Source organism: Pelagivirga sediminicola, assembly GCF_003072125.1.
Classification (GTDB): domain Bacteria; phylum Pseudomonadota; class Alphaproteobacteria; order Rhodobacterales; family Rhodobacteraceae; genus Roseovarius; species Roseovarius sediminicola.
Map to the genome: position 1 here is coordinate 428,046 of NZ_QCYH01000001.1, position 24,203 is coordinate 452,248.

Sequence of the window (24,203 nt, forward strand, 5' to 3'; positions counted from 1 at the left end):
CCATGCAGGCAACCTGTCAGAACGGCACATAAAACACCGCCGCAAGAAGGATCCGTCCATGTTTCTGTCCGTCTTCGATATGTTCAAGATCGGCATCGGCCCGTCGTCGTCCCACACGATGGGACCGATGGTCGCCGCCGCCCGGTTTCTGGACAAGATGCGCGCGGCGCCGTTCGAATGTTCGGGCGTCAAGGGCTCGTTGCATGGCAGCCTGGCCTTTACCGGCGTCGGCCATGCGACGGACCGCGCCACGATCCTCGGGCTTGCCGGGTTCGTTCCCGAAACCTACGACCACGAGAAGGCCGAGGAGGTGATGGAGCGCATGCGCGAGACGCAGACCGTCACGCCGGACGGCCTGCCGGCGCTGCGCTTCGACCCCAAGGAGGATCTGCTGTTCGACTTCGGCCCGGCCCTGCCCGGCCACGCCAACGGCATGGTCCTGATGGCCACCGACAAGCAGGGCGATACCATCCTGCAGGAGACCTATTACTCCATCGGCGGCGGCTTCGTGATGACCGACGCCGAACTGGCCGCAGGCCGCAACACCGACGAGGGCGAGCCTGTGCCCTACCCGTTCAAATCCGCCGCCGAAATGCTGCAGATGTGCGAGACCTCGGGCAAATCCATCGCCCAGATGAAGAAGGCGAACGAGATTTCGCGCAAGGGCGAGACGGACATGAGCGCCGGGGTCAAGCGTATCTGGCAGGTGATGAACGACTGCATCGAGCGCGGCATGAATACGGACGGCATCCTGCCCGGCGGTCTGAACGTCAAGCGTCGCGCCAAGGGGATCCGCGACGCGCTGATCGCCGAGCGCGGCACCAACCAGAACGCGCCGCACAAGATCAACGACTGGATGAGCGTCTATGCCATGGCCGTGAACGAGGAAAACGCCGCCGGCGGCCAGGTCGTCACCGCGCCCACCAACGGCGCCGCGGGCGTGGTGCCCGCCGTCATCCGCTATTACCTCGATCACCATCCCGGCGCCTCCGAGGATCATGTCGAGGATTTCCTGCTGACCGCCGCCGCCATCGGCGGGCTGGTCAAGTTCAACGCCTCGATCTCGGGCGCCGAGGCGGGCTGCCAGGCCGAGGTGGGCAGCGCGGCGGCAATGGCCGCAGCGGGGCTTTGCGCGGTCATGGGCGGCACGCCCATGCAGATCGAGAACGCGGCCGAAATCGCGCTGGAGCATCACCTCGGCATGACCTGCGATCCGGTCAAGGGCCTCGTGCAGGTGCCCTGCATCGAGCGCAACGGCCTTGGCGCGATCAAGGCCATATCGGCCGCCAGCCTTGCCATGCGCGGCGACGGCACGCATCTTGTGCCGCTGGACGCCTGTATCGAGACGATGCGCCAGACCGGCGCCGACATGATGGACAAATACAAGGAAACCTCGCTCGGCGGCCTTGCCGTCAACGTGCCCAACTGCTGAGCCTGCACCATGTCGCAACCGGCCCATGACCCGAGCGCCCGCGTCACGCTCGGGATCCTGTTCATGGTCGGGTTTTCCGTCATCGCCCCAGTCATGGACAGCTTTGCCAAGCTGATCGGCGACGGCATGGCCGTGGCGCAGGTGGCGACGATCCGGTTCCTCGCGCAGGCGCTGCTGCTGATGCCGCTGGCCGCCGTCATGGGCTGGCTGCACAGGCCAGGGCGCGGCGAGACGGCGCTGCATCTGGTGCGCGCGGCGCTTTTGCTGGTGGCGACGGGCTGCTTTTTCTATTCGCTGCAATTCATGCCGGTCGCCGATGCCATCGCCATCTTCTTTGTCGAGCCGTTCATCCTGACGCTTCTGGGCGGTCTGCTGCTGGGCGAGCCGATCGGCCCGCGCCGCTATGTCGCCTGCACCATCGGCTTTTGCGGCGCGCTGCTGATCATCCGGCCGTCGTTTCAGGACTTCGGCCCTGTCGCGCTGCTGCCGCTGGTCACGGCGCTCCTCTTTGCCTTTTACATGATCCTGACCCGGCGGATGGCCACGCGGATGCACCCGATCACGCTGCAGGCCTATACCGGGCTGGCCGCGCTGCCCATCGCGCTGCCGGTCCTTTGGCTGTTTGACGGCAGCGGCATCGGGCCGCTCGATCCGTCCTGGCCGGACGCGCGCATCTTCTGGCTGCTGGTGGTGTTGGGGCTGTGCGCGACCGCCAGCCATATCTGCATCAGCTTTGCGCTGAAATTCGCGCCCGCATCGGTTCTGGCGCCGGTGCAATATCTTGAGATCGTCACCGCCACCGCGCTGGGATACTACATCTTTGGCGATCTGCCGGACATTATCAGCTTTGCCGGGATCGGCCTGATCGTGGCGTCGGGCCTCTTCGTGTTCCTGCGCGAGCGCCATCTGGAGCGCCGGCCCCTGCCCCAGCCCTGAGCCCTCAGGGCCAGCGCGCCGGAGCCGTCATCAACAGCGAGGCCGCCGCGCGCAGATACGCGGATGGCAGGATCACCAGCAACTTGGGCGCCGTCACGCTCAGCTGCACCGGGCCGGTGGCAAAATTCGAGGTGCCGATCTGCCCGTCCGGCGTCAGAACCAAGCCCCCGATGGGCCAGTTCAGCCCCTCCGAGCGCCCCTCGACCGCGCCCATGGGAAACAGCGACACCCGCGTGCCCGCCTCCAGATCCAGCGCCAGCGCGGGCGGCGCCAGAAAGACGATATCCTCCTCGCCGATCAGGATGCAGCGCCGCGACGGATGGCGCACCAGCCCATTGCACACGGCCAGCTGGTGATCCAGCCGCCCGCCGCTGAAGCCCGCGCCGATGATCAGGGGTGCGTCCATCCGCACCAGGCATTTTTCGAAATCGGTGCTGTCCTGCTCGGCCACATGGTGCAGGATGTCGTCATAGGCCGCGCGCGCGTCTTCGGTGATCGAATCAAGATCGCCGATCACCGCGCTCAGCGCCAGACCGCGCGCCGCGGCTGTCGCGGCGCCGCCATCGGCGGCGACCACGTCTTGCGACAGCGAAAGCACCTCGTCCAGCGCTGCGCAAGCCACTGGCGCGCCGCCGATCAGGGCCATTGGCGCTGAACTGTGAACAATCACTGTAGAATTCTCCGGATTTAGGGCCTTAAAGGAAACAAATCACAATCTTGCCATGAAATGATACGCTCAACATCGCAGATTCGGACCTCTTTCGTCGTGCCTGTCATGGTAAAGATTGTCTTCGCAGGCAAGGAAAGGCGAGCATATAATGGTTAGCACAAGCAAGATCCTGACGGTTTCCTACGGCACGTTCTCGTGCACGCTGGAAGGCTTCGACGACTCGTTCGACACCATGAAGGCCATCGCAGAGTATTTCCGCGATCTGGCGGCGGATGACCGGTACTTCGGTGCCGAGCCCGCAACGCCCGATGCCGAAATGCTGGCCCGCATCGCCGAGCGCGAGATTTCGCGCCGTGTCGAGGCCCGTGATACGGACGGCAAGATCCATCTGCGCGCGGATCCGGCGGCGCTGTCCGCCGCGGCGCAAGGCATGGATATCGACACCGAAGAATGGGCCGAAGACACCGCGGGCGATACGGCCCGCGCGCTGCCTGCAGCCGCGCCCGACGCTCCCGCGTCGCCAGCGCGCAGTGCAGCGCCTCCTGTGGCAGATCCCTTCGCCCAAGCCGCGCCGCAACAGCCCGCCCAAAGCGCCGCGCACATGCCGCAGGGCGGCAGCGACAGCATCGCCGACAAGCTGCGCCGCATCCGTGCCGTCGCCAATCCCGGCGCCTCCGCCTTTGCGGCCAGCGACTATGAAGACGATGACAACGCCGAGGATTTCCTGTCTGCGCCCGGCCCCGAGGACGCGGAAACCGTGGATGAGGCAGCGCCGCAAACCGGCGATCTGCACGAGGATGCGGACGCAGGCACCGCCGAGGCGGCAAAAACCGCAGAGGATGCGGACATCCCATCCGCCGACACTTCGCCGGACGTGGTCGACGATGCAGCCGATGACGCGGCGCAAACCGATGAAGCTGAAGCCAAACACGCCCCCGAGGCACCCGCCGCCGAGCAGCAAGAGGACGCCGCCAGCGGCGCGCCGGAGGCGTCCGATGACGACATCCTTTCGCGCCTCAGCGCCGGGCAAGATGCGCCCGACGAGGTTGAAGAAATCAGCGTCCCCTCCGATGAACAGGACGCTTTGTCAGGCGACACTCCGGACGACGCGGCGGATGCCGAAGAGGACGCGACGCTGGACTACTTCGGCGACCGCGCCGACGGCGACGACACGCTGAGCCGCCTCCTGGCCGACGCAATGGTCGACGAGACGCCCGCGCAGGCCGCGACGGAGGCAAGCGCGCAGGATGCTGGCAGTGAGGCAGGCGACCAGCCAACCAAGGACAGCGCAGAAGCAGCCTGCGCCGAGGACGAGGATGACGCGGAGGATGCCGCCTCCCGCCCGCTGGCCGCGCGCGTCATCAAGATGAAGCGCGCCGATCTGGACGCGGCTCTGGAAAGTGGCCTTCTGGAGGAGGAGACAAGCGGCAACGCGGGCGCGTTCGCGCTCAGCCCCGATGCGGAGGCCGATCTTCAGCGCGAATTGGCCGAAGTCGAAGCCGAACTGCAGCATTCGCGCGCACCGGCAGAGCAGATCCCCCATCCGACCGGCGCGCCCGATGCTGCGCAGGATGGCGATGAGAAAGTCGGCGCCAGCGACACCGATGCCGACGCCACCGAAGCGGAAGACGCCGCCATGGCGCAGGACGAGCAAGGCGATGAGGACCGCATCGAGGCGCGCGATGACGCCGAGGATCGGCATGCGCGCCGGTATGGGCCGGATGCCCCTGACACGCAGGCGGGCCGCATCTTTGACGAGGCCGACACGCAGCTGGGCGAGCCGGAATCCAACAAGCGCCGCAGCGCCATCCAGCATCTGCGCGCCGCCGTTGCCGCCACCCGCGCCGAGCGCCGCGCCGGCGGCGCCATGGGAGAGGCCGTCGACGATCAGCCCTATCGCAACGATCTGCAAAACGCGGTGCGCCCGCGCAGGCCGCACTCGGTGACCTCCGCCACGCCGCGCCCCGGCGCCACCCAGACCGCGCGCCCGGCCCCGCTCCGGCTGGTGGCCGAGCAGCGCATCGACACCCCCGCCGCGCCGGTGCGCCCGCGCCGCATCACCCGCGCGGATGTGACCAGCTCCGCCGCACGTCCCTCGGCCCAGGCGCCGGAGCAGGCCGATCGCGGCACTGTGCAGGGCGCGGGCAGCTTTGCCGACTATGCCGAGCAGGTGGGCGCCAGCAGCCTGACCGATCTGCTGGAGGCCGCCGCCGCCTACATGGCCGATGTCGAAGGCACGCCGCAATTCTCGCGCCCGATGCTGATGCAGAAGCTGCGCGAAGCGCATGAGGACGATTTCTCGCGCGAGGAAGGGCTGCGCTCGTTCGGCCAATTGCTGCGGCAGGGTAAACTGCAAAAGCTGCGCGGCGGCCGCTTTGCCGTGACCGACGTGACCGAGTTCCGCAAATCGGCCTGATCCGGCAACGCCCGCAAAATGAAAACGCTGCCGAAGATCGCTTCGGCAGCGTTTGTCATTCATTTATTGCAGCGGCGCAAAAACCATATCGCCGCTACGCTGCCTGCCTTACATGGCGGGCATCAGCACCTTGTCGATGACGTGGATCACGCCGTTCGACGCCTCGATATCGGCGGACGTGACATTTGCGTCATTCACCATGACGCCGCCTTCGGTCTTGATGGTGACGTCGTCGCCCTGAACGGTCGCGGCTGTCATGCCGTCGCTCAGATCGCCGGACATCACCTTGCCGGCCACCACGTGATAGGTCAGGATCGCCGTCAGCTTGTCATTGTTTTCGGGCTTCAGCAGGTCGTCGACCGTGCCTTCGGGCAGCGCGGCGAACGCGTCGTCTGTGGGGGCGAACACGGTGAACGGGCCTTCGCCCTTCAGCGTCTCGACCAGTCCGGCGGCCTCGACAGCGGCAACCAGCGTGCTGAACGAGCCCGCGTCAACGGCGGTATCCACGATGTCCTTTTCCTGCGCCATTGCAGGGAATGCGAGCGCCGTCGATGCGGCAAGGGCCATGAAGGTTCTGCGGATCATAACAAGTCTCCTCTCAAGTCGTCGCCGTCATCGGCGATACAAGGATTACGGAGGCGGAAGCGAACAGGATCACTCACGTATCCGTGATCTGCGGGCACAGGCGGTTCTACGCCCGCCCGCGCGGACCGGAAACAGAGCGGGCCCCCGGCTCAGCCGCGAAAGCCCGTGGCGACCACGAATTTTTCCGAGCTGTCGGACCGGCTGCTGGGCGGTTTGACGTGCGAGACCTTGGTAAAGCGCTGTTTCAGCAGCTTTTGCAGCTCGCCCTCGGCGCCGCCAGCCAGCACCTTGGACACGAAGGTGCCGCCCTCCTCCAGCACGTCGAAGGCGAAATATGCCGCCGCCTCGCAGAGCGAGATGATGCGCAGGTGATCGGTCTGTTTGTGGCCCGACGATGCGGCGGCCATGTCGGACATCACCACGTCGGCGCGCCCGCCCAGCCATTGCTTGACCTGCTCGTCGGCGCCCTCATCCATGAAATCAAGCTGGTGGATCGTGGCCCCGGCAATCGGCTCCACCTCCTGCAGATCGATGCCGAGGATCGTGCCCACGGCCTTGCCGCCCTTTTCTCCCAGCGCATTGATCCGCGGCACCGCCACCTGGATCCAGCCGCCGGGCGCGCAGCCCAGATCGACGACGCGGGCGCCCGGCACCAGAAAGCGGAACTTGTCGTCCACCTCCATGATCTTGAACGCCGCGCGGCCGCGATATCCCTCGTTCTGGGCGCGTTTCACGTAAGGGTCATTCAGCTGCCGCTGCAGCCAGCGCGTCGAGGACGCCTTGCGGCCCCGCGCGGATTTCACCCGAACGGTCAGATCGCGCTGTCCGCGCCCTGACGTGTTCTTGCCATCGGGTCCCTTGTTCATGCGCTCTCCTCGCTCGCCAGCACGCCGTCGGCGGCCATCTGGGCGTATAGCATTCCCTCGCGCAGACCGCGATCGGCAACCGACAGCCGGTCCGTCGGCCAGCAGCGCAGCAGCGCCTGCAGGATGGCGACCCCCGACATGATCAGCGCGTGCCGGTCCAGACCGATGCGCGGATCGCTCCGCCGCCCGTCCGGCCCCAGCGCCAGATAACTGCGAATGACCGTGTCGATCTCGTCCGAGGTCATGCGCAGCCCGTCGACGCGGTTGCGGTCATAGCGCTTCAGCCCCAGATGGCTGGCGGCGACGGTCGTGACCGTGCCGCTGGTGCCGACGATCTGGAACCCCTTGCGCGACTGCTCGCGCTTGTAGGGCGCAAATTCCATCAGGTTTTCCTCGAAAAACCAGCTCATCAGCGCGAAGCGCGCGCCGTCATCCTCGACATCCTGGAACTGGTCGCGCAGCGTGGCGACGCCCAGCGGCACGCTGATCCAGTCGACCACGCGCGCCCGCGGCCCGCCCGCGCCCTCGGCCGTGTTGAAGCCGCCATGCAGACGCATTATGGCGCGGCGCCGCTCGGCCCGGGGCACATCCGTGAGGTCGATCCAGACCAGCTCGGTCGAGCCGCCGCCGATATCGACCACCAGCAACTGATCGGTGTCATAGCTGACCAGCGGCGCGCAGCTGACGACGGCCAGCTGCGCCTCTTCCAGCGGGGTGATCACGTCCAGCATCAGCCCGGTCTCGCGCCGGACACGCGCCATGAAGGACGCGCCGTTGCTGGCGCGGCGGCACGCCTCGGTCGCGACCAGGCGCATCGAGCCGACCTTGTGACGTTTCAGTTTCTGCTGGCAGACGCGCAGCGCCTGTATCGTGCGCCCGATCGAGGCGCGCGACAGCAGGCCGCTACTTTCCAGACCGGCGCCCAGTTGCACCGATTTGCTGAAGCTGTCGATCACGCGGAACTGGTTGCCGCGTGGTTCGGCAATCAACATCCGGCAACTATTTGTACCCAGATCGAGCGCCGCATACAGCGGCGCGCGGTCGGGCGGGTTCGGCGCGGGGCTCAGGGCCGACATCGGGTTAGCGCCCGCACCTTCGGGACGCTTGGGCGTCATAGGGGAACGCCCTCCATTTCGAGTTGTCCCAAGAGTATGGGTTTCGCCGCGCCCATGCAAGACCGCAGCGCAAGGACATCTGCGGCGGCGCCCTCATTTGCCTCATGGCAATGATGAAAATTATGGGCGCGCGGCGCGCTGGCCATGCGCGGCGGCGCGGCCTAGATTCGCCCGCGTCGCTCTGCACGCCCGTTGGGTCGAAAACAGGCGTCGCGGGTGTGGGGCGGTGCATTAGACAGGTGCAAATCAGCGGGGAATCATCATGGTTGACGTAACGATCGTATATTGGCGCGACATTCCGGCCCAGGTCATCGTGGGCAAGGGTCGGCGCGGCGCGAAACGCCAGCTGCCCGAGCGGTTCGAGCAGGCCATCGACCGCGCCGCGATGAAGACCGGCGCGGCCGGCACCGACGATTACCTGGCCGAATGGCGCAAGGCCGCGCCGTACGCGGTCGAGGGCGAGGCGGAGGCCGTAGCCGAGGCCGAGGCCGCGCGCATCGATGCCGAATACGACCGCGAGCGCCTGAAGGCGCTGATCGCCAATGACGGGCGCGCGCCGGCCGCAGACACCGCAAAAGACAAGACCGCCAACGCATGACCCCAACCGGGATAAAGGAAGCTCTGATGGCTCTTTTGAATTTCAAGAAGCGTGGACAGTCGGCGCCTGCAACGCCCCCCGCCGCCGTCGAGGCGCTGCTGAAGGATTACTCGATCGAGGTGATGCCGCGCACCGCCGAGAAGGTCGAGGATTTCTGCGAGCTGCTGCCCGAGGGCACGCGCGTCTACATCGCCCACATCGAGGGCACCCCGATCGAGGATATGGTCGCCACCGCGCGCCGCCTTGCCGATCAGGGCTATCCGGTCATGCCGCATTTTCCCGCGCGCATCATCAAGGACCGCGCCACCCTCGCCGACTGGATCGCGCGCTATCAAGGCGAGGCCGGCGTCGATCAGGCGCTGGTGCTGGCGGGAGGCGTCGCGCAGCCGCATGGGGAGTATCACAGCTCCATGCAATTGCTGGAATCGGGCGAGTTCGGCAAGGCGGGTTTCAAGCGGCTGCATGTCGCCGGGCACCCCGAGGGCAACCGCGATATCGATCCGTCAGGGGGCATCGACAATGTCAGCGCCGCGCTGAAATGGAAACAGGCATTCTCCGAGACTTCGGATGCCGAAATGGCGCTGGCCACGCAATTCGCGTTCGAGGCCGGGCCGATCATCGAATGGGCGGACACGCTCAAGGCGAACGGCATCACCCTGCCCATCCATATCGGCATCGCCGGTCCGGCGAAGTTGCAGACGCTGATCAAGTTCGCCATCGCCTGCGGCGTCGGCCCGTCGCTGAAGGTGCTGCAAAAGCGCGCGATGGATGTCACCAAGCTGCTGCTGCCCTACGAGCCGACGGACGTGATCGCCGATCTGGCCGCGCACAAGGCCGCCAATCCGGGCTTCAACGTCACCCACGTGCATTTCTTTCCCTTGGGGGGTATCAACGCGAATGCGACATGGGCCATCCAGAATGCAGGCGCCTCCGGCGTGCCCGCTTCGGCCCGATAATTACGTAATCAAGGAACACACATGACCCGCACTATCGTCGAGAGCAAAACGAAAACCGCCGTCATCGGCTTTGACGAGCCCTTTTGCGTCATCGGCGAGCGCATCAACCCCACGGGCCGCAAGAAGCTGGCCGCCGAGCTGGAGGCCGGGGATTTCTCGACCATCGAAAAGGATGCCGTCGCGCAGGCCAATGCAGGCGCGACGGTGCTCGATATCAATGCGGGCGTCGTCTATAACTCCAACCCCAACCCGAACGAGACCGAACCGCCGCTGATGACGAAAATCGTCGAGCTGGTTCAGGGTCTTGTCGATCTGCCGCTCTGCATCGACAGCTCGGTTCCGGCGGCGCTGGAGGCGGGGCTGAAGGTCTGCGAGGGGCGCCCGCTGCTCAATTCGGTGACGGGCGAGGAGGACCGGCTGGAATTCGTGCTGCCGCTGGTCAAGAAATACAACGTGCCGGTTGTCGCCATCTCGAACGACGACACCGGCATTTCCGAAGATCCCGACGTGCGCTTTGCCGTCGCCAAGAAGATCGTCGAGCGGGCCGCCGATTTCGGCATCCCTGCGCATGACATCGTGGTCGATCCGCTGGTCATGCCGATCGGCGCGATGGGCACCGCCGGTTTGCAGGTCTTTGCCCTCGTGCGCCGCCTGCGCGAGGAGCTGGGCGTGAACACCACCTGCGGCGCCTCCAACATCAGCTTTGGTTTGCCCAACCGGCACGGCATCAACAACGCGTTCCTTCCCATGGCGATGGGCGCGGGCATGACCTCGGCCATCATGAACCCGGTCGGCCTGCCCGTCCCGCCCTCGAAGATAGCCGAAAAGCGCGCCGAGGTGGCCGCGACCGGCCTGCAGATCCCCGAGGACATGGATGACGAAACGTTCTGCCAGCTCTTCGGTCTGGGCAGCACCCTGCCCAAGGCCGGGTCCGAGATGGAGGCGATTCGCGCCGCCAACTTCCTGACCAACAACGACCCGCATGGCGGCGAGTGGATCAAGTTCAACAAACCGCCCCCCAAGGCCGGCGAAGAAGGCCGCGGCCGCGCGGGCCGCGTCGGCGGGCGCAAACGCCGCTGATCGCCTGTCAAACAAGGTGCAAAGCCCCGCTTCGGCGGGGCTTTTTCATGTGCGGGCAATTTTATCACAGTTCCGCATCGGCGTGTTTTGCCTGCGATTTGAGCGGTTTTTTGCCGCGCTGCGTCTAATGCCTTCGGTTTTCCTCAATTTTGTAGGAAACAGACCCGCGGACGCCGCAAGAGCGTCAAGGGCAGACAGACATTCGAGGGACCGATGACACTCCGATCAAACCGCTTCTGGCGCATGGCGCCGCTTTTGTGTGCCGCTGGCCTCACCCTGGGCGCCTGCGCCACTGCCCCCCGCATGGACGAGCCCGCCGCCGCCGCCAGCATCGACCCCGCCCGCGAGGCGATGGCGCTGCGCGAGGCGGCCGATCTGCGCGCCAAGGGCCAGCGCGTCTGGTGCGTGCCCTTCGCGCGCAATGTCAGCGGCATCAACATCCGCGGCAACGCCCATACATGGTGGAACAAGGCCGCGGGCGCCTTCGACCAGTCCAAGGAGCCGGCCGTCGGCGCGGTGATGTCCTTTCGCTCGACCCCGTCGATGCCGCTGGGCCATGTCGCCGTCGTCTCCGAAATCGTCGCGCCCGACCGGATCCGGGTGGATCACGCCAACTGGCACCGCGATCAGGTCAGCCAGGGCATGACCGTCATCGACGTGTCCGGCAAGGGCGATTGGTCCTCGGTCCGGCTGGAGAGCAATCCCGACAGCTTTGGCAGCGTCTATCCGGTCAACGGCTTCATCCTGCCGCCCGCCCAGCCCGAGTAAACGGCGCGCATCTTTCAAGCCACGCCCAGAACAGAACGCCCCGGCAGGTTGCCGGGGCGTTTTGCATTTTCCTTGTCATCGTCGATGACGGCGCGCGGCCCGGCGTCAGCCGTAGATCACGTAGATCTTGCGCACATGCTCGGCGATTTCCCATTCGCCCTTCCAACCTTGCGGCAGCATCAGCGCGTCGCCCGGCACCAGCTCGCGCTTGGTGCCGTCGTTCTGCGTCATCACCGCCTTGCCGGCGAGGATATAGCAAAACTCGGCATTGTCGGCGCGGTCGGCGGTAAAGCGGCCCGGCGTGCATTCCCAAACGCCGATGTTCAGCCGCCCGTCGGGCGAGGCCCAGAGATTCGTGCTGGCCTCGGTCTGGCCGGGCTGCAGCGCCGTGGGCTTGTCGGCCATTGCGCCAAGGTCCATTCCGGCCAGTTCGCTGAATACCGAAAGATCAATCATTTTCATTCTCCTTGATGTGTTGGGGTGTTGGAGGCCGATGCGATTTCAGCGCCCGGTGATCTTGTTCGCCAACCGCGCCAGCATCGAGGTCTCGGCGCCGCCCTGGCGCGCCTCGCGGCGGTCGGCCATGTGATAGAGGCGGTACATCGCGTGAATGCCCAGCCAGCGGAACGGCTCGGGCTCCCAGCGGCGCACCTTGCGGTTGACCCATGGCAGGTCCGTCCGTTCGGTCCGGCGGTCCAGCACCAGATCGGCCAGCGTCTGGCCCGAAAGGTTCGAGGTGGACACGCCGACGCCCACATATCCGCCGGCCTTGGCGATGCCGGTCGCCGGGTCGATGCCGGCCGTGGCGCACCAGTCGCGCGGCACACCCAGAACGCCGCACCACGCCTGATGCAGGCCGATCCCCCTGGTCTGCGGCAAGAGCCGCGCGAGGATACCCTTGAGCTGCGCGATCGTCTCGGGCTGGGTCTGGCCGCGCGTGTCGGTGCCCGAGCCATAGCGGTAGGGCACCCCGCGCCCGCCCATGGCGATGCGCCCCTCGCGGGTGCGCTGCGCGTAGCAATAGGCGTGCGAGGCATCCCCCAGAAGCTGGTAATCCTCCCAGCCCAGATCGTCCCACATGGATTGCGGCAAGGGCTCCGTCACCACGATGGCGCTGTTCAGCGGCACCCACTCGCGCTCGGCCCCTTTGATGCTGGACGTATAGCCCTCGGTCGCGCGCACGATGCGATCCGCGCGCACGCGGCCGCGATCTGTTTCGACGCAGCCCTTGGAGATCGCGCTGACGGCGGTCTGCTCATAGATGCGCACGCCCCGCCGCTCGACCGCGGCGGCAAGGCCGCGCACCAGCTTCGCAGGCTGCACCCGCGCCACCCCGTGCGAGACCAGCGCGCCATGGGCGTTCTTCACGCGGATGCGGCTGGCCGCCTCGTCCGCCCCGATCAGGGCCAGTCGATCCTGCGGCACGCCCCACGCGATGCTTTGGTCATATTCGGCGCGCAGACGCTTCATCTGCGCGGGCGAGCAGGCATAGGTCAGACAATCGGTGCGGCGGATATCGGCGTCGATACCCTCGGCATCGGCCACGCGTATCACCTCATCCACGACGCCCAGCAGCGCGCGCTCCATGTCCATGACGCCCTGGCGCGTGCCGTTGTCCAGATAGTTCTCTCGGCTCCACGCAAACCCGCCCGAAAGCCAGCCGCCATTGCGCCCCGACGCGCCGAAGCCGGCGAATTCGCGCTCGACAATGGCGATGTTCAGATCCGGCTGCGCCTCTTTCAGGTAATACGCGGTCCACAGCCCGGTATAGCCCGCGCCAATGATGCACACATCCACATCCAGATCACCCGGCAGCGGCGCCCGATAGGCGGGGATGCCGCCCATGTCGTCATACCAGAACGAAATGCCGCCATTCTTTTTCACGTCCATTGAGCTGTCCATCACATTTGCGCCGCCGAGCCGTCATCGGCCAGCAGGATACTGTCTTGGGGTTGCCATGCGACGGTGGCCTCTTCGCCGATGGTCAGAAGGCGCTCGGCATTGGCCATGCGCGCGGAAATCACCGTGCCGCCGGGGATCGTCACCTCGTATTTGACGCCGGAGCCCAGATAAAGCGCCTCGGTCACGGTGCCGGTCAGGCGGTTGGCGCCTTCGGGGGCATCGCTGGCCGCGCCATGAACGCTGACCGTCTCGGGGCGCAGCAGGATCACATGCGCGCCCTCGCCCGCCGCCGGGCGCGCCGCCCTGACGGGCGTGCCGTTGATGGTAAAGACCGCCGCGCCGCCATCCTCCACATGCGCGCCGCGCAGGACCGAGCTTTCGCCGATGAACTGGCCGACGAACAGTGTCCGGGGCTTTGTATAAAGCTCCATCCCGGTGCCGACCTGCTCGATCTTGCCCTTGTTAAAGACAGCGATGCGGTCCGACAGAACCAGCGCCTCCTCCTGGTCATGCGTGACATAGACAAAGGTGCTGCCCAACTCGCGGTGGATGCGCTTGATTTCGAGCTGCAGGAACTCGCGCAGCTTCTTGTCGAGCGCGCCCAAGGGCTCGTCCATCAGCAGAACGGACGGGTCGAACACCATGGCGCGGGCCAGCGCCACGCGCTGTTGCTGCCCGCCCGACAGCTCGCTGGGATAGCGGTGCGCGAAATCCTGCAATTGCACCTTGGCCAGCGTCTCGCGCACGGCGGCCTCGCGCGCGGGTTTGGGCACGCGGCGCTGCTGCAGCGGATAGGCGACGTTTTTCGCCACGGTCATATGCGGGAACAGCGCGTAATGCTGGAACACCACGCCGATATTGCGCTTGTGCGCGGGCGTGTTGCCGATGGACCGCTCGTCCAGCCGGATCTCGCCGCGCGTCAGATCGGTGAAGCCGGCGATCAGGTTCAGCGTCGTCGTCTTGCCCGACCCCGAGGGGCCCAGGAACGACATGAACTCGCCCGGCTGGATCTGCAAATCGACATCGTCCAGCGCCTTGAAGCGGCCGTAGTGCTTGCTCACGCCCTTGATGTCGATTGCGGCGCCCTTGGCCTTGGTCGCGAAATCCTTCATTTTGAACGTCCTCTTCTGGTTCCGACAAGCAGCCCCGCGCCGATGATGATGGTCGTGGCAAGAAAGGTGAGCGATCCGACGGCGGCAACGGTCGGGTCCGAATCGCGGGTGATGGAGGCGAAGATTCGCACCGGCAGCGTCGTCGCCTGCGGGCTGGTGATGAAAAGCGATACGATCACCTCGTCGAATGACGTCACGAAGGCGAACAGCATCCCCGACAGGATCCCCGGCAGGATCAGCGGCAAGGTGACGGTGAAAAAGGCCGACAGGCGCGAGGCGCCAAGGCTGGCCGCCGCCGTCTCCAGCCGCGCATCGAAAACCGACAGGCTGGCGCCGACCGCGATCACCACGAAGGGCAGCGCCAGCATGGTATGGGCCAGCACATAGCCCGTCAGCGTGCCCACCAGCCGCGTGTCGAGATAGACCGCATAGATGCCGATGGCCATGACGACGCCGGGGATGATGATCGGCGTGATCAGGATCGCGCGCAGGATGCCCGCGCTGCGCCCCTTGGCCCGCTCGATCCCGATGGCCGCAAGCGTGCCCAGCACCGTCGCCAGCAGCGCCACGATGAGCGCCACCTTCAGCGACACGATCAGGCTGCCATACCACTGCTTGTTGGTGAAGAAATTCTCATACCATTGCAGCGAGAATCCCGAGGGCGGGAAGACCAGCGATTTTTGCTCGGCAAAGGACATCGGCACCACCACAAGCGTCGGCGCGACCAGCCACAGCGCGATCAGCACGCAGATCGTGCCCAGCAGGATACGGGGAAGGATGCGTCTCATTTGCTGCCTCCGGAGATGTCGTATTTGCGGCGCATGAAGGGGCTGGCCAGCGCCAGGAACCCGAAGGTCGCCACCAGAAGGATCACCCCCATCGCGCCGCCCCTGCCCCAGTTCAGCAGCGACATGACCTGTTGCTGCACCAGCGTGGACAACATCGTGCTGGACGGCCCGCCCAGCAGCAGGGGTGTGATGTAGAACCCCAGCGCGAGGATGAAGACGATCGTGGCGCCCGCAAAGACTCCCGGCAGCGACAGCGGCAGATAGACCTGAAAGAACGCCTTGACGGGATGCGAGCCAAGGCTCTTGGCCGCCTCGATCAGGCGCAGGTCGATCCCGCGCATCACCGCGAAAAGCGGCATCACCATGAAGGGCAGCAGAACCTGCGTCATGCCGATGGTGACGCCCAGCTGCGTGCGGATCAGCGACAGCTTGTCAAATCCGAGCCAGATCACGAACTGGTTGATGACGCCGGTATCCTGCAGGATGATCACCCAGGCCAGCGTGCGCACCACGCCCGACACCCAGAACGGCACCAGCACGCAGAGCACCAGGATCAGCCGCAGGCGCGGGCCTGCCACGGACATGGCGAAGGCGTAGGGGTAGGCCACCAGCACGCAGGAAATCGTCACCCAGAACGAGATGACGAAGGTCCGCCACAGAACGATCAGGTTCAGCTTGTGACTGAAAAACCAGCTGTAATTGCCAAGACCCGGCACCGGATCGATGAAACTGCGCGCGATGATGGTGATCAGCGGCACCGCCATGATCAGGATCAGCAGCACCAGCGCCGGCAGCACCAGCAGCAGCGGATGGCGCCGGACCCCGGCCCAGCCGAGGCGCGCGGCGCCGTCGGGCTTCGTGTTTGAATTGGACATTTCTCTCACCGCTGGGTTGAGGGCGGGCAGGATGCAAACGCAGCGGCGGCTGCGGCAGTGACTGGCAGGATCTGCCCCGGCCGGGTAGAACCGGGCCGGGGCATCTGGCATGGCTTAGGTCAGTAGCCCGCGATGAACTCGGCCCATTTTTCCGACAGGGCCTCGTAGTTCTCGACCCAGTACGGCACGTTCTGAAGATAGCCTTGGGCGATCCGCTCGGGCGAGTTGGTCAGCCATTTCGCCGTCAGCTCGTCCACTTGCGGCTCTGCGCCCATGTGGATCGGCGAATAGGATGTCTGCTCGGTCAGCGTCTCCTGCGCCTGCTTGCCGATGGCGGCGTTGATCAGCGCATGTGCGGCATCGGGGTTCTTGACGCCGACGGGGATGGTCAGCTGGTCCATCACCACGACCCAGTCATTCCAGACCGGCTCGTAATTGGCGCCGTTCTTGACGGCGGCCAGCGCGCGGCCCGACCATGCGATGACCATGTCGGCCTCGCCCGCCTCGATGATCTGCTGGGACTCGGCGCCGGTCTGCCACAGGATCAGATTGTCGCGGATCGCGCGATACTGGTCCAGCGCAAGGTCGACATCGGTGGGGAACATGTCCTCCTTGGTCACGCCCGCGTTCAGCAGCGCCACCTCGACGATATAGCCGTTCGGCTCGGCATAGCCGGGCATGGCGCGGGTGCCGGGGAATTTCTCGGTATCAAAGAAATCGGCCCAGCCGGTGGGCGGGTTGTCGCCGTACTTGTCGGCATTATAGACCAGAAGAACGCCGTAGTTCATCGCCGGAACGCTGCATTCGCCAACCTGGCCTTCGGGGATGTTGGAGGTGTCGATCTTGCTGAAATCGAGCTTCTGGAACAACGTGCCGCAATGCACGTAAGGCAGGAAATCGCCGGTATCGACCACATCCCACATGACGTTGCCGGCCTCGACCTGCGCCTGCAGCTTGGCCAGCGAGGTGGGGCCGTCCGAATAAAGCTCGACGCCCGATTTCTCGACGAAGGGCTGCAGCGATGCCGTCTGCCCGTCCTGATAGATGCCGCCATAGGACACGAAGGTCAGCGTCTCGCCCTCCAGCGAGCCCTCGGCCACGTCGCCCGCAACGGGGCCATCCTGCGCCAGTGCCGCGCCGCCCGAAATCAGGGCGACGGCAAGCGCGCTACGCGTTAGAAAATCAATCTTCATTGGACCTACTCCCTTGGTCAGTTGTCGTCTCGGAATCCTGTGCGCCGCCATCGTTGCCATAGTTCTGCAACTGCTTGGCGGTTGATGTCGGCGGCGAGATGATGAACATCACCTCCGCCATATCGGCCCCCGTATTCACCACGCGGTGGGGGACCGAGCTTTGGTATTCGGCGCAATCGCCCTCTTCCATCGCGAATTGCCGGTCGTCCAGCGTCAGCGATACCGCCCCTTTCAGCACGACCAGCATCTCGCTGGAGGCGCCGTGGGTATAGGGCTCGTCCCCGGTCGAGCCGCCGGGCTGGAACTGCGCGACATAGGTCTCGAACTGGGTCAGCGGGCGGCGCGACAGCAGCGCCTTTTTCTGGCCGTGCATCGCCTGAAGCACCGGGCGTTCGTGTTTGCGCATGATCGGATGGCGGTCGCTGACGCCCGATTCGTCGAAGAGCTCGGAAATGCTGGTGCCATAGCAATCGGCGATGCGGATCAGCGTGGACGTGCTGGCGCCGGTCAGGCCGCGCTCCAGCTGGCTGAGAAAGCTGGCCGAGGTGCCGATCGCGTCGGCCAGTTGCCGCAAGGACAGCCCGTTGGCCTTGCGCAGCTTGCGCAGGCGGTCCGCGACCAGCGCATGGGCCTGGTCGTCATCGGGACGCATCTCGGGTGTCGGTTGCAGCTCCACATTTCCCCCCATCGCGGCACGGCACTTAACAAACGTTAAGTAAGACAGAACAAAAGTTCAATGGTTGTTTTTCCATCCGCATTGCGTGCCTTGACATCCAGCGGCCGCCCACTACATACCGACGGTCGGTTGGTAGAAAGGCAGGCCATCTCGGACAATGCGGAACCCAAGACCCAGAGCGGCGCCAAGCGCACGCGCATGCCGCCGGAAATGCGGCGTGCGCAGCTGCTGGATGCGGCGCAGCGGTTGTTCTTTGCCCGCGGCTGGGACGACGTGACGATTGCCGACGTGCTGGCCGAGGCCGGTATTTCCAAGGGCGGATTCTATCATCACTTCACCGCCAAGGAGGATCTGCTCGACGGTGTGGTCGAGCGTTTCACGCGCGAGGCGCTGAAGGCCGCGGATGTCGCACGCGCCCTCGCGGCAGGCGATGCGCTGACGCGGTTCAACGCGTTTCTGGCCGAAACGAGCCGCTGGAAGGCCGCGCGCGCGCCGCAGATGAAGTTTATTCTCGGCGCGATGCTGCAGCCCGGCAACGAGGTGCTGTTTCAGCGCATATCAGCCGCCTCCGCCGCTGCCGCCGCGCCCGTCCTGCGCGACATGATTGCCGACGGCGTCGCCGAGGGATGCTTTGACGTGCCCCAGATCGACCTTGCGGTCGAGACGATCCTGGCCTGCGCACATGGCCGCCGCGCGGTCATCCAGCAGGCGGTGCGCGCCGCCGAGGCCGGGGACACGGACGCCGGGACGGACATTCTGGATAGCCGGATGATCGCCGAAGGCGCACTGATGGACCGCCTTCTGGGCCTGCCGGGGGGCAGCATTGCCCTGTCCAATCCGCATGAATACCGGCTGATGCTGCGCGCCATCGTCGATGGCTGACGCACCGTGGAACCTGCATGCAGCGCGCATGTTCATTAACAGACGCAAGGGAGATGACGATGATCAAGATCAGGGAACTCAAGCCGGACGTTTACGAATTGACGCTGGAAGGTGTGCTGGAGAAATCCGATATCGAGACGATGGAGCGCGAGCTGACGCCGGTGCTGAAGGGGGACGGCCCGCTGGGCCTGATCGTGCGCGCCGAAAACTGGAGCGACATCACCGCAGACGCGATTGCCGAGGACATGAAATTTGAATTCGGCCTGCTGACGCAGTGGTCGAAAATCGCCAGAATGGCGCTGGTCAGCGATCTTCAGGCTTTCGGCGCGCTCTTGAAATGGATCGATCCCGTCCTGCCGATGATCGAGATGAAATGTTTCGCCTCGACCGAGGTGGCGGCGGCCGAAGCGTTCGCGTCGGACCTGCCTGCCCGCCCGGCGGCGGGCTCGGGCCGCGGCATGACGCTGCTGGAGGACGGCTCGGACGGGCTGCTCGCCTTTGAGGTGGATGGCGCGATCACCGCCGAGGACGCAAGAAGCGTGATGGCCCCGCTTGAGCCCTATCTTGAGGACGGCAAGAAGATTGACCTTCTTGTGCGGATCAAGAGCTATGAGGGCTTTGATCCGTCGATCCTGATGGACGGCGCCTTCATGGGCGTCAAATTCGGCGCGATCACGCATGTCGGGCGCTATGCGATCATCGGCGCGCCCGGTTGGATGGCGACGATGGTGCGCTCCGTGGCGGCGATGATGCCGTTCGAGATGCGCCTCTTCGACGCCTCTGACGAGGACGCCGCGTGGGCTTGGGCGCGCCGCAGCTGACCGCATGGCGGCGCCGCGGACAATTCCGACCGACAATCCGAAAGGGCGCGCGCCCGCAAGGGCCCCTGCCCGAAGGAGACCAGACGATGACCGATGCCAGCAATGGCGGGCGCGAGCGCCTCGAATTCGACAGCGACAAGGGCTCGTCCCGCTCCAGATGGGTGGCGGGCGGTCTTGCCGCGGCGATCATCGCCTGGATGGGCAGCGGATATATCCTGCCCTCGCCTGACACGTCGGGCCCCGCGACGGGACCGGTCACGCGCAAGGCGGTGACCGTTGCGGTCCGCCGCTCGGCCGCCGAGCAGATCGAGCAGGTCTTCGTCGCCGAGGGCCAGGCGTTGCCGGCACGCGACACCCTTATCCGCGCCGAGACATCCGGCCAGATCGCCGAGCTGCTGGTCGACAAGGGCGCCGATCTGGAGGCCGGTCAGGTCATCGCGCGGCTCGACACCGCCGCGCGCCGCTCCGATCTTGAGCGCGCCCGCGAAGAGCTGAGCCGCGCCCAGCGAGAGTTCGACAACGCCAGCGAGCTGGTCGAGCGCGGCGTCGCAACAGTGGACCGCGTCGCGCAGGCGCGCGCGACACTGGCCGCGGCCCGGGCCGGCGTCAGCTCGGCCGAGGAGGCGATCAAGAACACCGAGATCCGCGCGCCCTTCTCCGGGCGGCTTGAAACGCTGGACATCGAAACGCGCGAGTTCATATCGACCGGCGCCGATGTGGGCCGCATCGTGGACAACACGCCGCTGACGATCCGCATTCAGATCCCGCAGCAGGCGCGCGCCGACATCAAGCCCGGCCAGAGCGCCGAGGTGTCCTTTATCACCGGCGCGGAAGGGCAAGGCGAAGTCACCTTCGTCGGCACCAGCGCCGATACCGAAACGCGCACCTTCCTGGCCGAGGTCAAGGTGGCGAACGACGATGGCGCGATCCCCGCCGGGATCAGCGCGAGGCTGCGCATCCCGACGGGCAAGGCGTCGGCTCATTTCGTCTCGCCCGCGATCCTGTCGCTGGACACGGACGGCACGCTGGGGATCAAGACGGTCAATGACAGCAATGTCGTGGAGTTTCACGCGATCGACATCGTGCGCGCGCAGACGGACGGCATCTGGGTGTCGGGACTGCCCGAAGAGGCGCAGATCATCTCGATCGGCCAGGGATTCGTGAATGACGGCGAGACTGTCGATCCCCAGCCCGAAACCGACGGCGACGATCCCGGCCGGCAGGCGCCGGTGCCCGGCGCGCCCGATCTGGAAACCCGCAGCGATGCCAGCGGCCAGATCACCGGAGCGGGCGGCGACGAAGGCGATGACGCGGAGGCGATTCAATGAACGGTCTCATCGACGCCGCCTTCAGCCGCAGCCGCGTCGTGGTGATGGCCCTGATCATGGTCCTTGCCGTCGGCACCTACGCCTATATCACCATCCCCAAGGAAAGCTCGCCCGAGATCCCGATCCCGATCTTCTATGTCTCCACCACGCTCGACGGCATCTCGCCGGAGGATTCCGAGCGCCTGCTGGTCCGCCCGATGGAAACCGAGCTGAGCGCGATTGCCGGGCTCGAGAAAATGACCGCCCACGCCGGCGAGGGCTATGCCAGCGTGCAGCTGGAATTCGACCCCGGGTTTGACGCCGAGGAGGCGCTGAACAAGGTCCGCGAGCGCGTCGACCGCGCCGAGCCCGAACTGCCCGATGATGCCACCGATCCGGTCGTGACCGAGATCAACACCGCGCTTTTCCCGATCCTCACGGTCATCCTGTCCGGCCCCGTGCCCGAACGCACGCTCAATTCGCTGTCCGAGGATCTGTCGGACCGGATCGAGGCGCTCAACGGTGTGCTGGAGGTCGATGTCGGCGGCGCGCGCGACGAGCTGCTGGAGGTGCTGATCGACCCCACCGTTTTCGAGACCTACAACATCAGTTTCGAGGAGCTGATCGGCCAGATCAACCGCAACAACCGTCTGATCGCGGCGGGCGCCATCGAAAACGGCGCGGGGCGGATCGTGCTGAAGGTGCCGGGCCTGATCGAGGATGTCGAGGACGTGATGAACCTGCCCGTGAAGGTGCGCGGCGACACGGTTGTCACCTTCGGCGACGTGGCGACGGTGCGGCGCACGTTCGAGGATCCCACCGGCTTTGCCCGCATCGACGGACAGCCCGCGCTGGCGCTGGAGGTCAAGAAACGGGTCGGGGCCAACATCATCGAAACGGTCGAAGCCGTGCGCGCGCTGATCACGCAGGCGCAGGCCGATTGGCCCGAGAGCGTCACAATTGCCTACATGCAGGACGAAAGCGAGCAGGTCGAAACCATGCTCAGCGATCTGGAGGCCAATGTCATCGCCGCCGTGATCCTGGTGATGATCGTGATCGTCTGGGCGCTTGGCATCCGCTCGGCGTTGCTGGTCGGCCTTGCGATTCCGGGTGCGTTTCTGGCTGGTGTCACGGCGCTTTGGTTCATGGGCTACACGATGAACCTTGTCGTGCTCTTCTCGCTGATCCTTGTGGTGGGGATGCTGGTTGACGGCGCCATCGTCACGACCGAGTTGGCCGATCGCCGCCTGCAGGAGGGCGACGCGCCCAAGGCCGCCTATACCTTCGCGGCCAAGCGCATGGCCTGGCCGATCATCGCATCGACCGCGACAACGCTGTCGGTGTTCTTTCCGCTTCTGTTCTGGTCCGGCATCGTGGGCGAATTCATGAAGTTCCTGCCCATCACCGTGATCCTGACGCTGACCGCATCGCTGTTCATGGCGCTGATCTTCATCCCCGTCGTGGGCGGCCTCATCGGCAAGAAGCCGCCCCAGTCGGCCAAGGACAAGGCGACGCTGCACGCCGCCGAAAAGGGCGATCCGCGCGACCTGGGCGGGTTCACCGGCGGCTATGTCAAGCTATTGCAATTCGCGATCCTGCGCCCCTGGGCGACGCTGCTGATGGCCGTAACCTTTCTGCTGGCCGGTTTCGGCGCCTATGGCCAGTTCGGCACCGGCATCAGCTTTTTCCCCTCGATCGAGCCGGATTTTGCCCAAGTGCAGGTGCGCGCGCGCGACAATTTCTCGATCTTCGAGAAGGACGCGCTGGTGCGCCGGGTCGAAGAGCGCCTTTTCGACTATGACGAGATCGCCTCGGTCTATGCCCGCACCGGCGGGTCGAACCGCGATACGGCGGACCTGATCGGCACGGTGCAGATCGAATTCACCGAATGGAACACGCGCCGCACCGCCGAGGAGATCGGCGAGGAGATCCGCGCCGAGATGACCGCCATTCCCGGTATCGACGTGCAGGTGCAGACGGCCTCGCAAGGGCCCTCGACCGGCAAGCCGATCAACCTGCGCGTGCTCGCCCGCGATCCCGAGGCCCAGGCAGGCGCGGTCGAAAAAATCCGCGCCGCGATGACCGAGATCGGCGGATTCACCGATGTCACCGACACGCGCCCCCTGCCCGGCGTCGAATGGCGCATCATCGCGGACCGCTCCGAGGCCGCGCGCTTTGGCGCCGATGTCTCGACCCTTGGGCAGGCGGTCCAGCTGCTGACGCGCGGGATCACCGTCGCCGATTACCGCCCCGACGGCGCCGACGGAACGGTCGACATCAACGTGCGCTTCCCCGCCGACGAGCGCACGCTGGAAGAGCTGCAAAGCTTGCGCGTTCCGACATCGACTGGCCTTGTCCCGATCTCGAATTTCGTCACGTTCGAGCCGTCGCCCCGCAGCGGCACCATCACCCGCGTCGATCAGCGCCGCGTCATCACCATCGAGGCGAATGTCGCCCCCGGCGTGCTGGTCAACGATCAGGTCACGGCGCTGCAATCGGCGATCGACGCGATGGATCTGCCCGCCGGCGCCGAGGCCAGCTTTGCCGGCGAGGCGCAGGACCAGACCGACGCGATGACCTTCCTGATCGGCGCGTTCATCACCGCGATCTTCCTGATGTTCATCATCCTGGTGATCCAGTTCAACAGCTTCTACCAGGCGTTCATCGTGATGAGTGCCATCGTCTTTTCGATCGCGGGCGTCCTTTTCGGCCTGATCGTCACCGGCCGCCCTTTCGGCGTGGTCATGGGCGGAATCGGAGTGATCGCGCTGGCCGGAATCGTGGTCAACAACAACATCGTCCTGATCGACACCTACAACGATCTGAAAAAGGCGGGCCTGTCCCCGCTTGAGGCCGCCTTGCGCACCGGCGCGCAGCGTCTGCGCCCCGTGGTGCTGACCTCCGTGACGACGGCGCTTGGACTGATGCCCATGGTGATCGGCGTGAACCTGAATTTCTTCACGCGCGAAATCGTCTACGGCGCCCCTTCCACGCAATGGTGGACCGAGCTCAGCTCGGCCATCGCCGGGGGCCTCGTGATCGCCACCGTTCTGACGCTGATCGTCACCCCCGCGATGCTGATGCTGGGCGAGAAGAAGGCGCGCCGCGCCGACCCTGCGCCCGATATCGGCGCGCAGCAATCGGCGTGACGCAAGGATGCTTGCAAAGAAACGGGGACGCCGCATGGACGCCCCCGGATGGTTTTGGCATCGTTCCTCGTGTTTC

22 protein-coding genes are annotated in these 24,203 nt (G+C 65.7%); 11 read left to right on the plus strand and 11 right to left on the minus strand.

Annotated features, from left to right (window positions below):
* Nucleotides 1-58: 58 nt before the first annotated feature.
* Nucleotides 59-1,432: an L-serine ammonia-lyase gene (locus DC366_RS02000; protein WP_108690492.1), complete on the plus strand. Its 1,374-nt coding sequence runs from the start codon at nucleotides 59-61 to the stop codon at nucleotides 1,430-1,432.
* A gap of 9 nt (nucleotides 1,433-1,441) precedes the next feature.
* Entirely contained in the window at nucleotides 1,442-2,368 is a 927-nt protein-coding gene (locus DC366_RS02005; RefSeq protein ID WP_108690493.1) for a DMT family transporter, read from the plus strand.
* A 4-nt stretch (nucleotides 2,369-2,372) separates the two neighbouring features.
* On the opposite strand, the gene DC366_RS02010 is transcribed toward DC366_RS02005, so the two are convergent.
* The gene (locus DC366_RS02010) at nucleotides 2,373-3,014 is read right to left on the minus strand and encodes a thiamine diphosphokinase (RefSeq protein ID WP_165802824.1); all 642 of its coding nucleotides are present in this window, start codon (nucleotides 3,012-3,014) and stop codon (nucleotides 2,373-2,375) included.
* 172 nt (nucleotides 3,015-3,186) lie between these two features.
* On the opposite strand from DC366_RS02010, the gene DC366_RS02015 reads away from it, so the two are divergent.
* Nucleotides 3,187-5,454 (plus strand): hypothetical protein, encoded by a 2,268-nt coding sequence (locus tag DC366_RS02015; protein WP_108690495.1) that lies wholly within the window; start codon nucleotides 3,187-3,189, stop codon nucleotides 5,452-5,454.
* Between the two features lie 108 nt (nucleotides 5,455-5,562).
* Here the strand turns inward: DC366_RS02015 and DC366_RS02020 are convergent, their stop codons facing one another.
* The 3 genes from DC366_RS02020 to DC366_RS02030 all read right to left on the minus strand — a co-directional run bounded on the left by DC366_RS02020 (nucleotide 5,563) and on the right by DC366_RS02030 (nucleotide 8,020).
* Entirely contained in the window at nucleotides 5,563-6,039 is a 477-nt protein-coding gene (locus DC366_RS02020; RefSeq protein WP_108690496.1) for a fasciclin domain-containing protein, read from the minus strand.
* A gap of 149 nt (nucleotides 6,040-6,188) precedes the next feature.
* Nucleotides 6,189-6,905 carry an RlmE family RNA methyltransferase gene (locus DC366_RS02025; protein ID WP_108690497.1) on the minus strand — a complete coding sequence of 239 codons (717 nt, stop codon included), beginning with the start codon at nucleotides 6,903-6,905 and terminating at the stop codon, nucleotides 6,189-6,191.
* On the minus strand, nucleotides 6,902-8,020 hold the full coding sequence (locus DC366_RS02030; protein WP_108690498.1) for a Ppx/GppA phosphatase family protein: 1,119 nt from the start codon (nucleotides 8,018-8,020) through the stop codon (nucleotides 6,902-6,904). Before DC366_RS02030 ends, DC366_RS02025 begins: the two co-directional genes overlap by 4 nt.
* A gap of 262 nt (nucleotides 8,021-8,282) precedes the next feature.
* On the opposite strand from DC366_RS02030, the gene DC366_RS02035 reads away from it, so the two are divergent.
* The 4 genes from DC366_RS02035 (at nucleotide 8,283) to DC366_RS02050 (ending at nucleotide 11,422) form a co-directional block, all read left to right on the plus strand.
* Nucleotides 8,283-8,618, plus strand: a complete 336-nt coding sequence (locus tag DC366_RS02035; protein ID WP_108690499.1) for a virulence factor — start codon at nucleotides 8,283-8,285, stop codon at nucleotides 8,616-8,618.
* A 26-nt stretch (nucleotides 8,619-8,644) separates the two neighbouring features.
* Nucleotides 8,645-9,574, plus strand: coding sequence for a methylenetetrahydrofolate reductase (locus DC366_RS02040; RefSeq protein WP_108690500.1), 930 nt, complete (start codon nucleotides 8,645-8,647; stop codon nucleotides 9,572-9,574).
* A gap of 21 nt (nucleotides 9,575-9,595) precedes the next feature.
* Entirely contained in the window at nucleotides 9,596-10,654 is a 1,059-nt protein-coding gene (locus tag DC366_RS02045) for a methyltetrahydrofolate cobalamin methyltransferase (protein ID WP_108690501.1), read from the plus strand.
* A gap of 213 nt (nucleotides 10,655-10,867) precedes the next feature.
* A complete protein-coding gene (locus DC366_RS02050; RefSeq protein WP_108690502.1) occupies nucleotides 10,868-11,422 on the plus strand; it encodes a CHAP domain-containing protein in 555 nt (184 codons plus the stop codon).
* Between the two features lie 105 nt (nucleotides 11,423-11,527).
* Here DC366_RS02050 and DC366_RS02055 read toward each other — a convergent pair whose 3' ends face one another.
* From DC366_RS02055 to DC366_RS02085, 7 genes are all read right to left on the minus strand, one after another.
* The gene (locus tag DC366_RS02055) at nucleotides 11,528-11,878 is read right to left on the minus strand and encodes a cupin domain-containing protein (protein WP_108690818.1); all 351 of its coding nucleotides are present in this window, start codon (nucleotides 11,876-11,878) and stop codon (nucleotides 11,528-11,530) included.
* 45 nt (nucleotides 11,879-11,923) lie between these two features.
* On the minus strand, nucleotides 11,924-13,312 hold the full coding sequence (locus DC366_RS02060) for an NAD(P)/FAD-dependent oxidoreductase (protein ID WP_108690503.1): 1,389 nt from the start codon (nucleotides 13,310-13,312) through the stop codon (nucleotides 11,924-11,926).
* An 11-nt stretch (nucleotides 13,313-13,323) separates the two neighbouring features.
* Nucleotides 13,324-14,436, minus strand: coding sequence for an ABC transporter ATP-binding protein (locus tag DC366_RS02065; protein WP_108690504.1), 1,113 nt, complete (start codon nucleotides 14,434-14,436; stop codon nucleotides 13,324-13,326).
* Nucleotides 14,433-15,224 (minus strand): ABC transporter permease, encoded by a 792-nt coding sequence (locus DC366_RS02070; protein ID WP_108690505.1) that lies wholly within the window; start codon nucleotides 15,222-15,224, stop codon nucleotides 14,433-14,435. Before DC366_RS02070 ends, DC366_RS02065 begins: the two co-directional genes overlap by 4 nt.
* Nucleotides 15,221-16,099: an ABC transporter permease gene (locus DC366_RS02075; RefSeq protein WP_108690506.1), complete on the minus strand. Its 879-nt coding sequence runs from the start codon at nucleotides 16,097-16,099 to the stop codon at nucleotides 15,221-15,223. The genes DC366_RS02070 and DC366_RS02075 overlap by 4 nt, the downstream gene beginning before the upstream one ends.
* 119 nt (nucleotides 16,100-16,218) lie before the next feature.
* Nucleotides 16,219-17,292 (minus strand): extracellular solute-binding protein, encoded by a 1,074-nt coding sequence (locus DC366_RS02080; protein WP_108690507.1) that lies wholly within the window; start codon nucleotides 17,290-17,292, stop codon nucleotides 16,219-16,221.
* On the minus strand, nucleotides 17,282-17,968 hold the full coding sequence (locus DC366_RS02085; RefSeq protein WP_207768646.1) for a helix-turn-helix domain-containing protein: 687 nt from the start codon (nucleotides 17,966-17,968) through the stop codon (nucleotides 17,282-17,284). The genes DC366_RS02080 and DC366_RS02085 overlap by 11 nt, the downstream gene beginning before the upstream one ends.
* 129 nt (nucleotides 17,969-18,097) lie before the next feature.
* On the opposite strand from DC366_RS02085, the gene DC366_RS02090 reads away from it, so the two are divergent.
* The 4 genes from DC366_RS02090 to DC366_RS02105 all read left to right on the plus strand — a co-directional run bounded on the left by DC366_RS02090 (nucleotide 18,098) and on the right by DC366_RS02105 (nucleotide 24,127).
* A complete protein-coding gene (locus DC366_RS02090; RefSeq protein ID WP_165802825.1) occupies nucleotides 18,098-18,850 on the plus strand; it encodes a TetR/AcrR family transcriptional regulator in 753 nt (250 codons plus the stop codon).
* 59 nt (nucleotides 18,851-18,909) lie between these two features.
* Nucleotides 18,910-19,671 (plus strand): SpoIIAA family protein, encoded by a 762-nt coding sequence (locus DC366_RS02095; RefSeq protein WP_165802826.1) that lies wholly within the window; start codon nucleotides 18,910-18,912, stop codon nucleotides 19,669-19,671.
* 86 nt (nucleotides 19,672-19,757) lie between these two features.
* Nucleotides 19,758-20,999: an efflux RND transporter periplasmic adaptor subunit gene (locus tag DC366_RS02100; protein ID WP_108690820.1), complete on the plus strand. Its 1,242-nt coding sequence runs from the start codon at nucleotides 19,758-19,760 to the stop codon at nucleotides 20,997-20,999.
* Entirely contained in the window at nucleotides 20,996-24,127 is a 3,132-nt protein-coding gene (locus tag DC366_RS02105; protein WP_108690510.1) for an efflux RND transporter permease subunit, read from the plus strand. The genes DC366_RS02100 and DC366_RS02105 overlap by 4 nt, the downstream gene beginning before the upstream one ends.
* The last annotated feature ends 76 nt before the right edge of the window (nucleotides 24,128-24,203 follow it).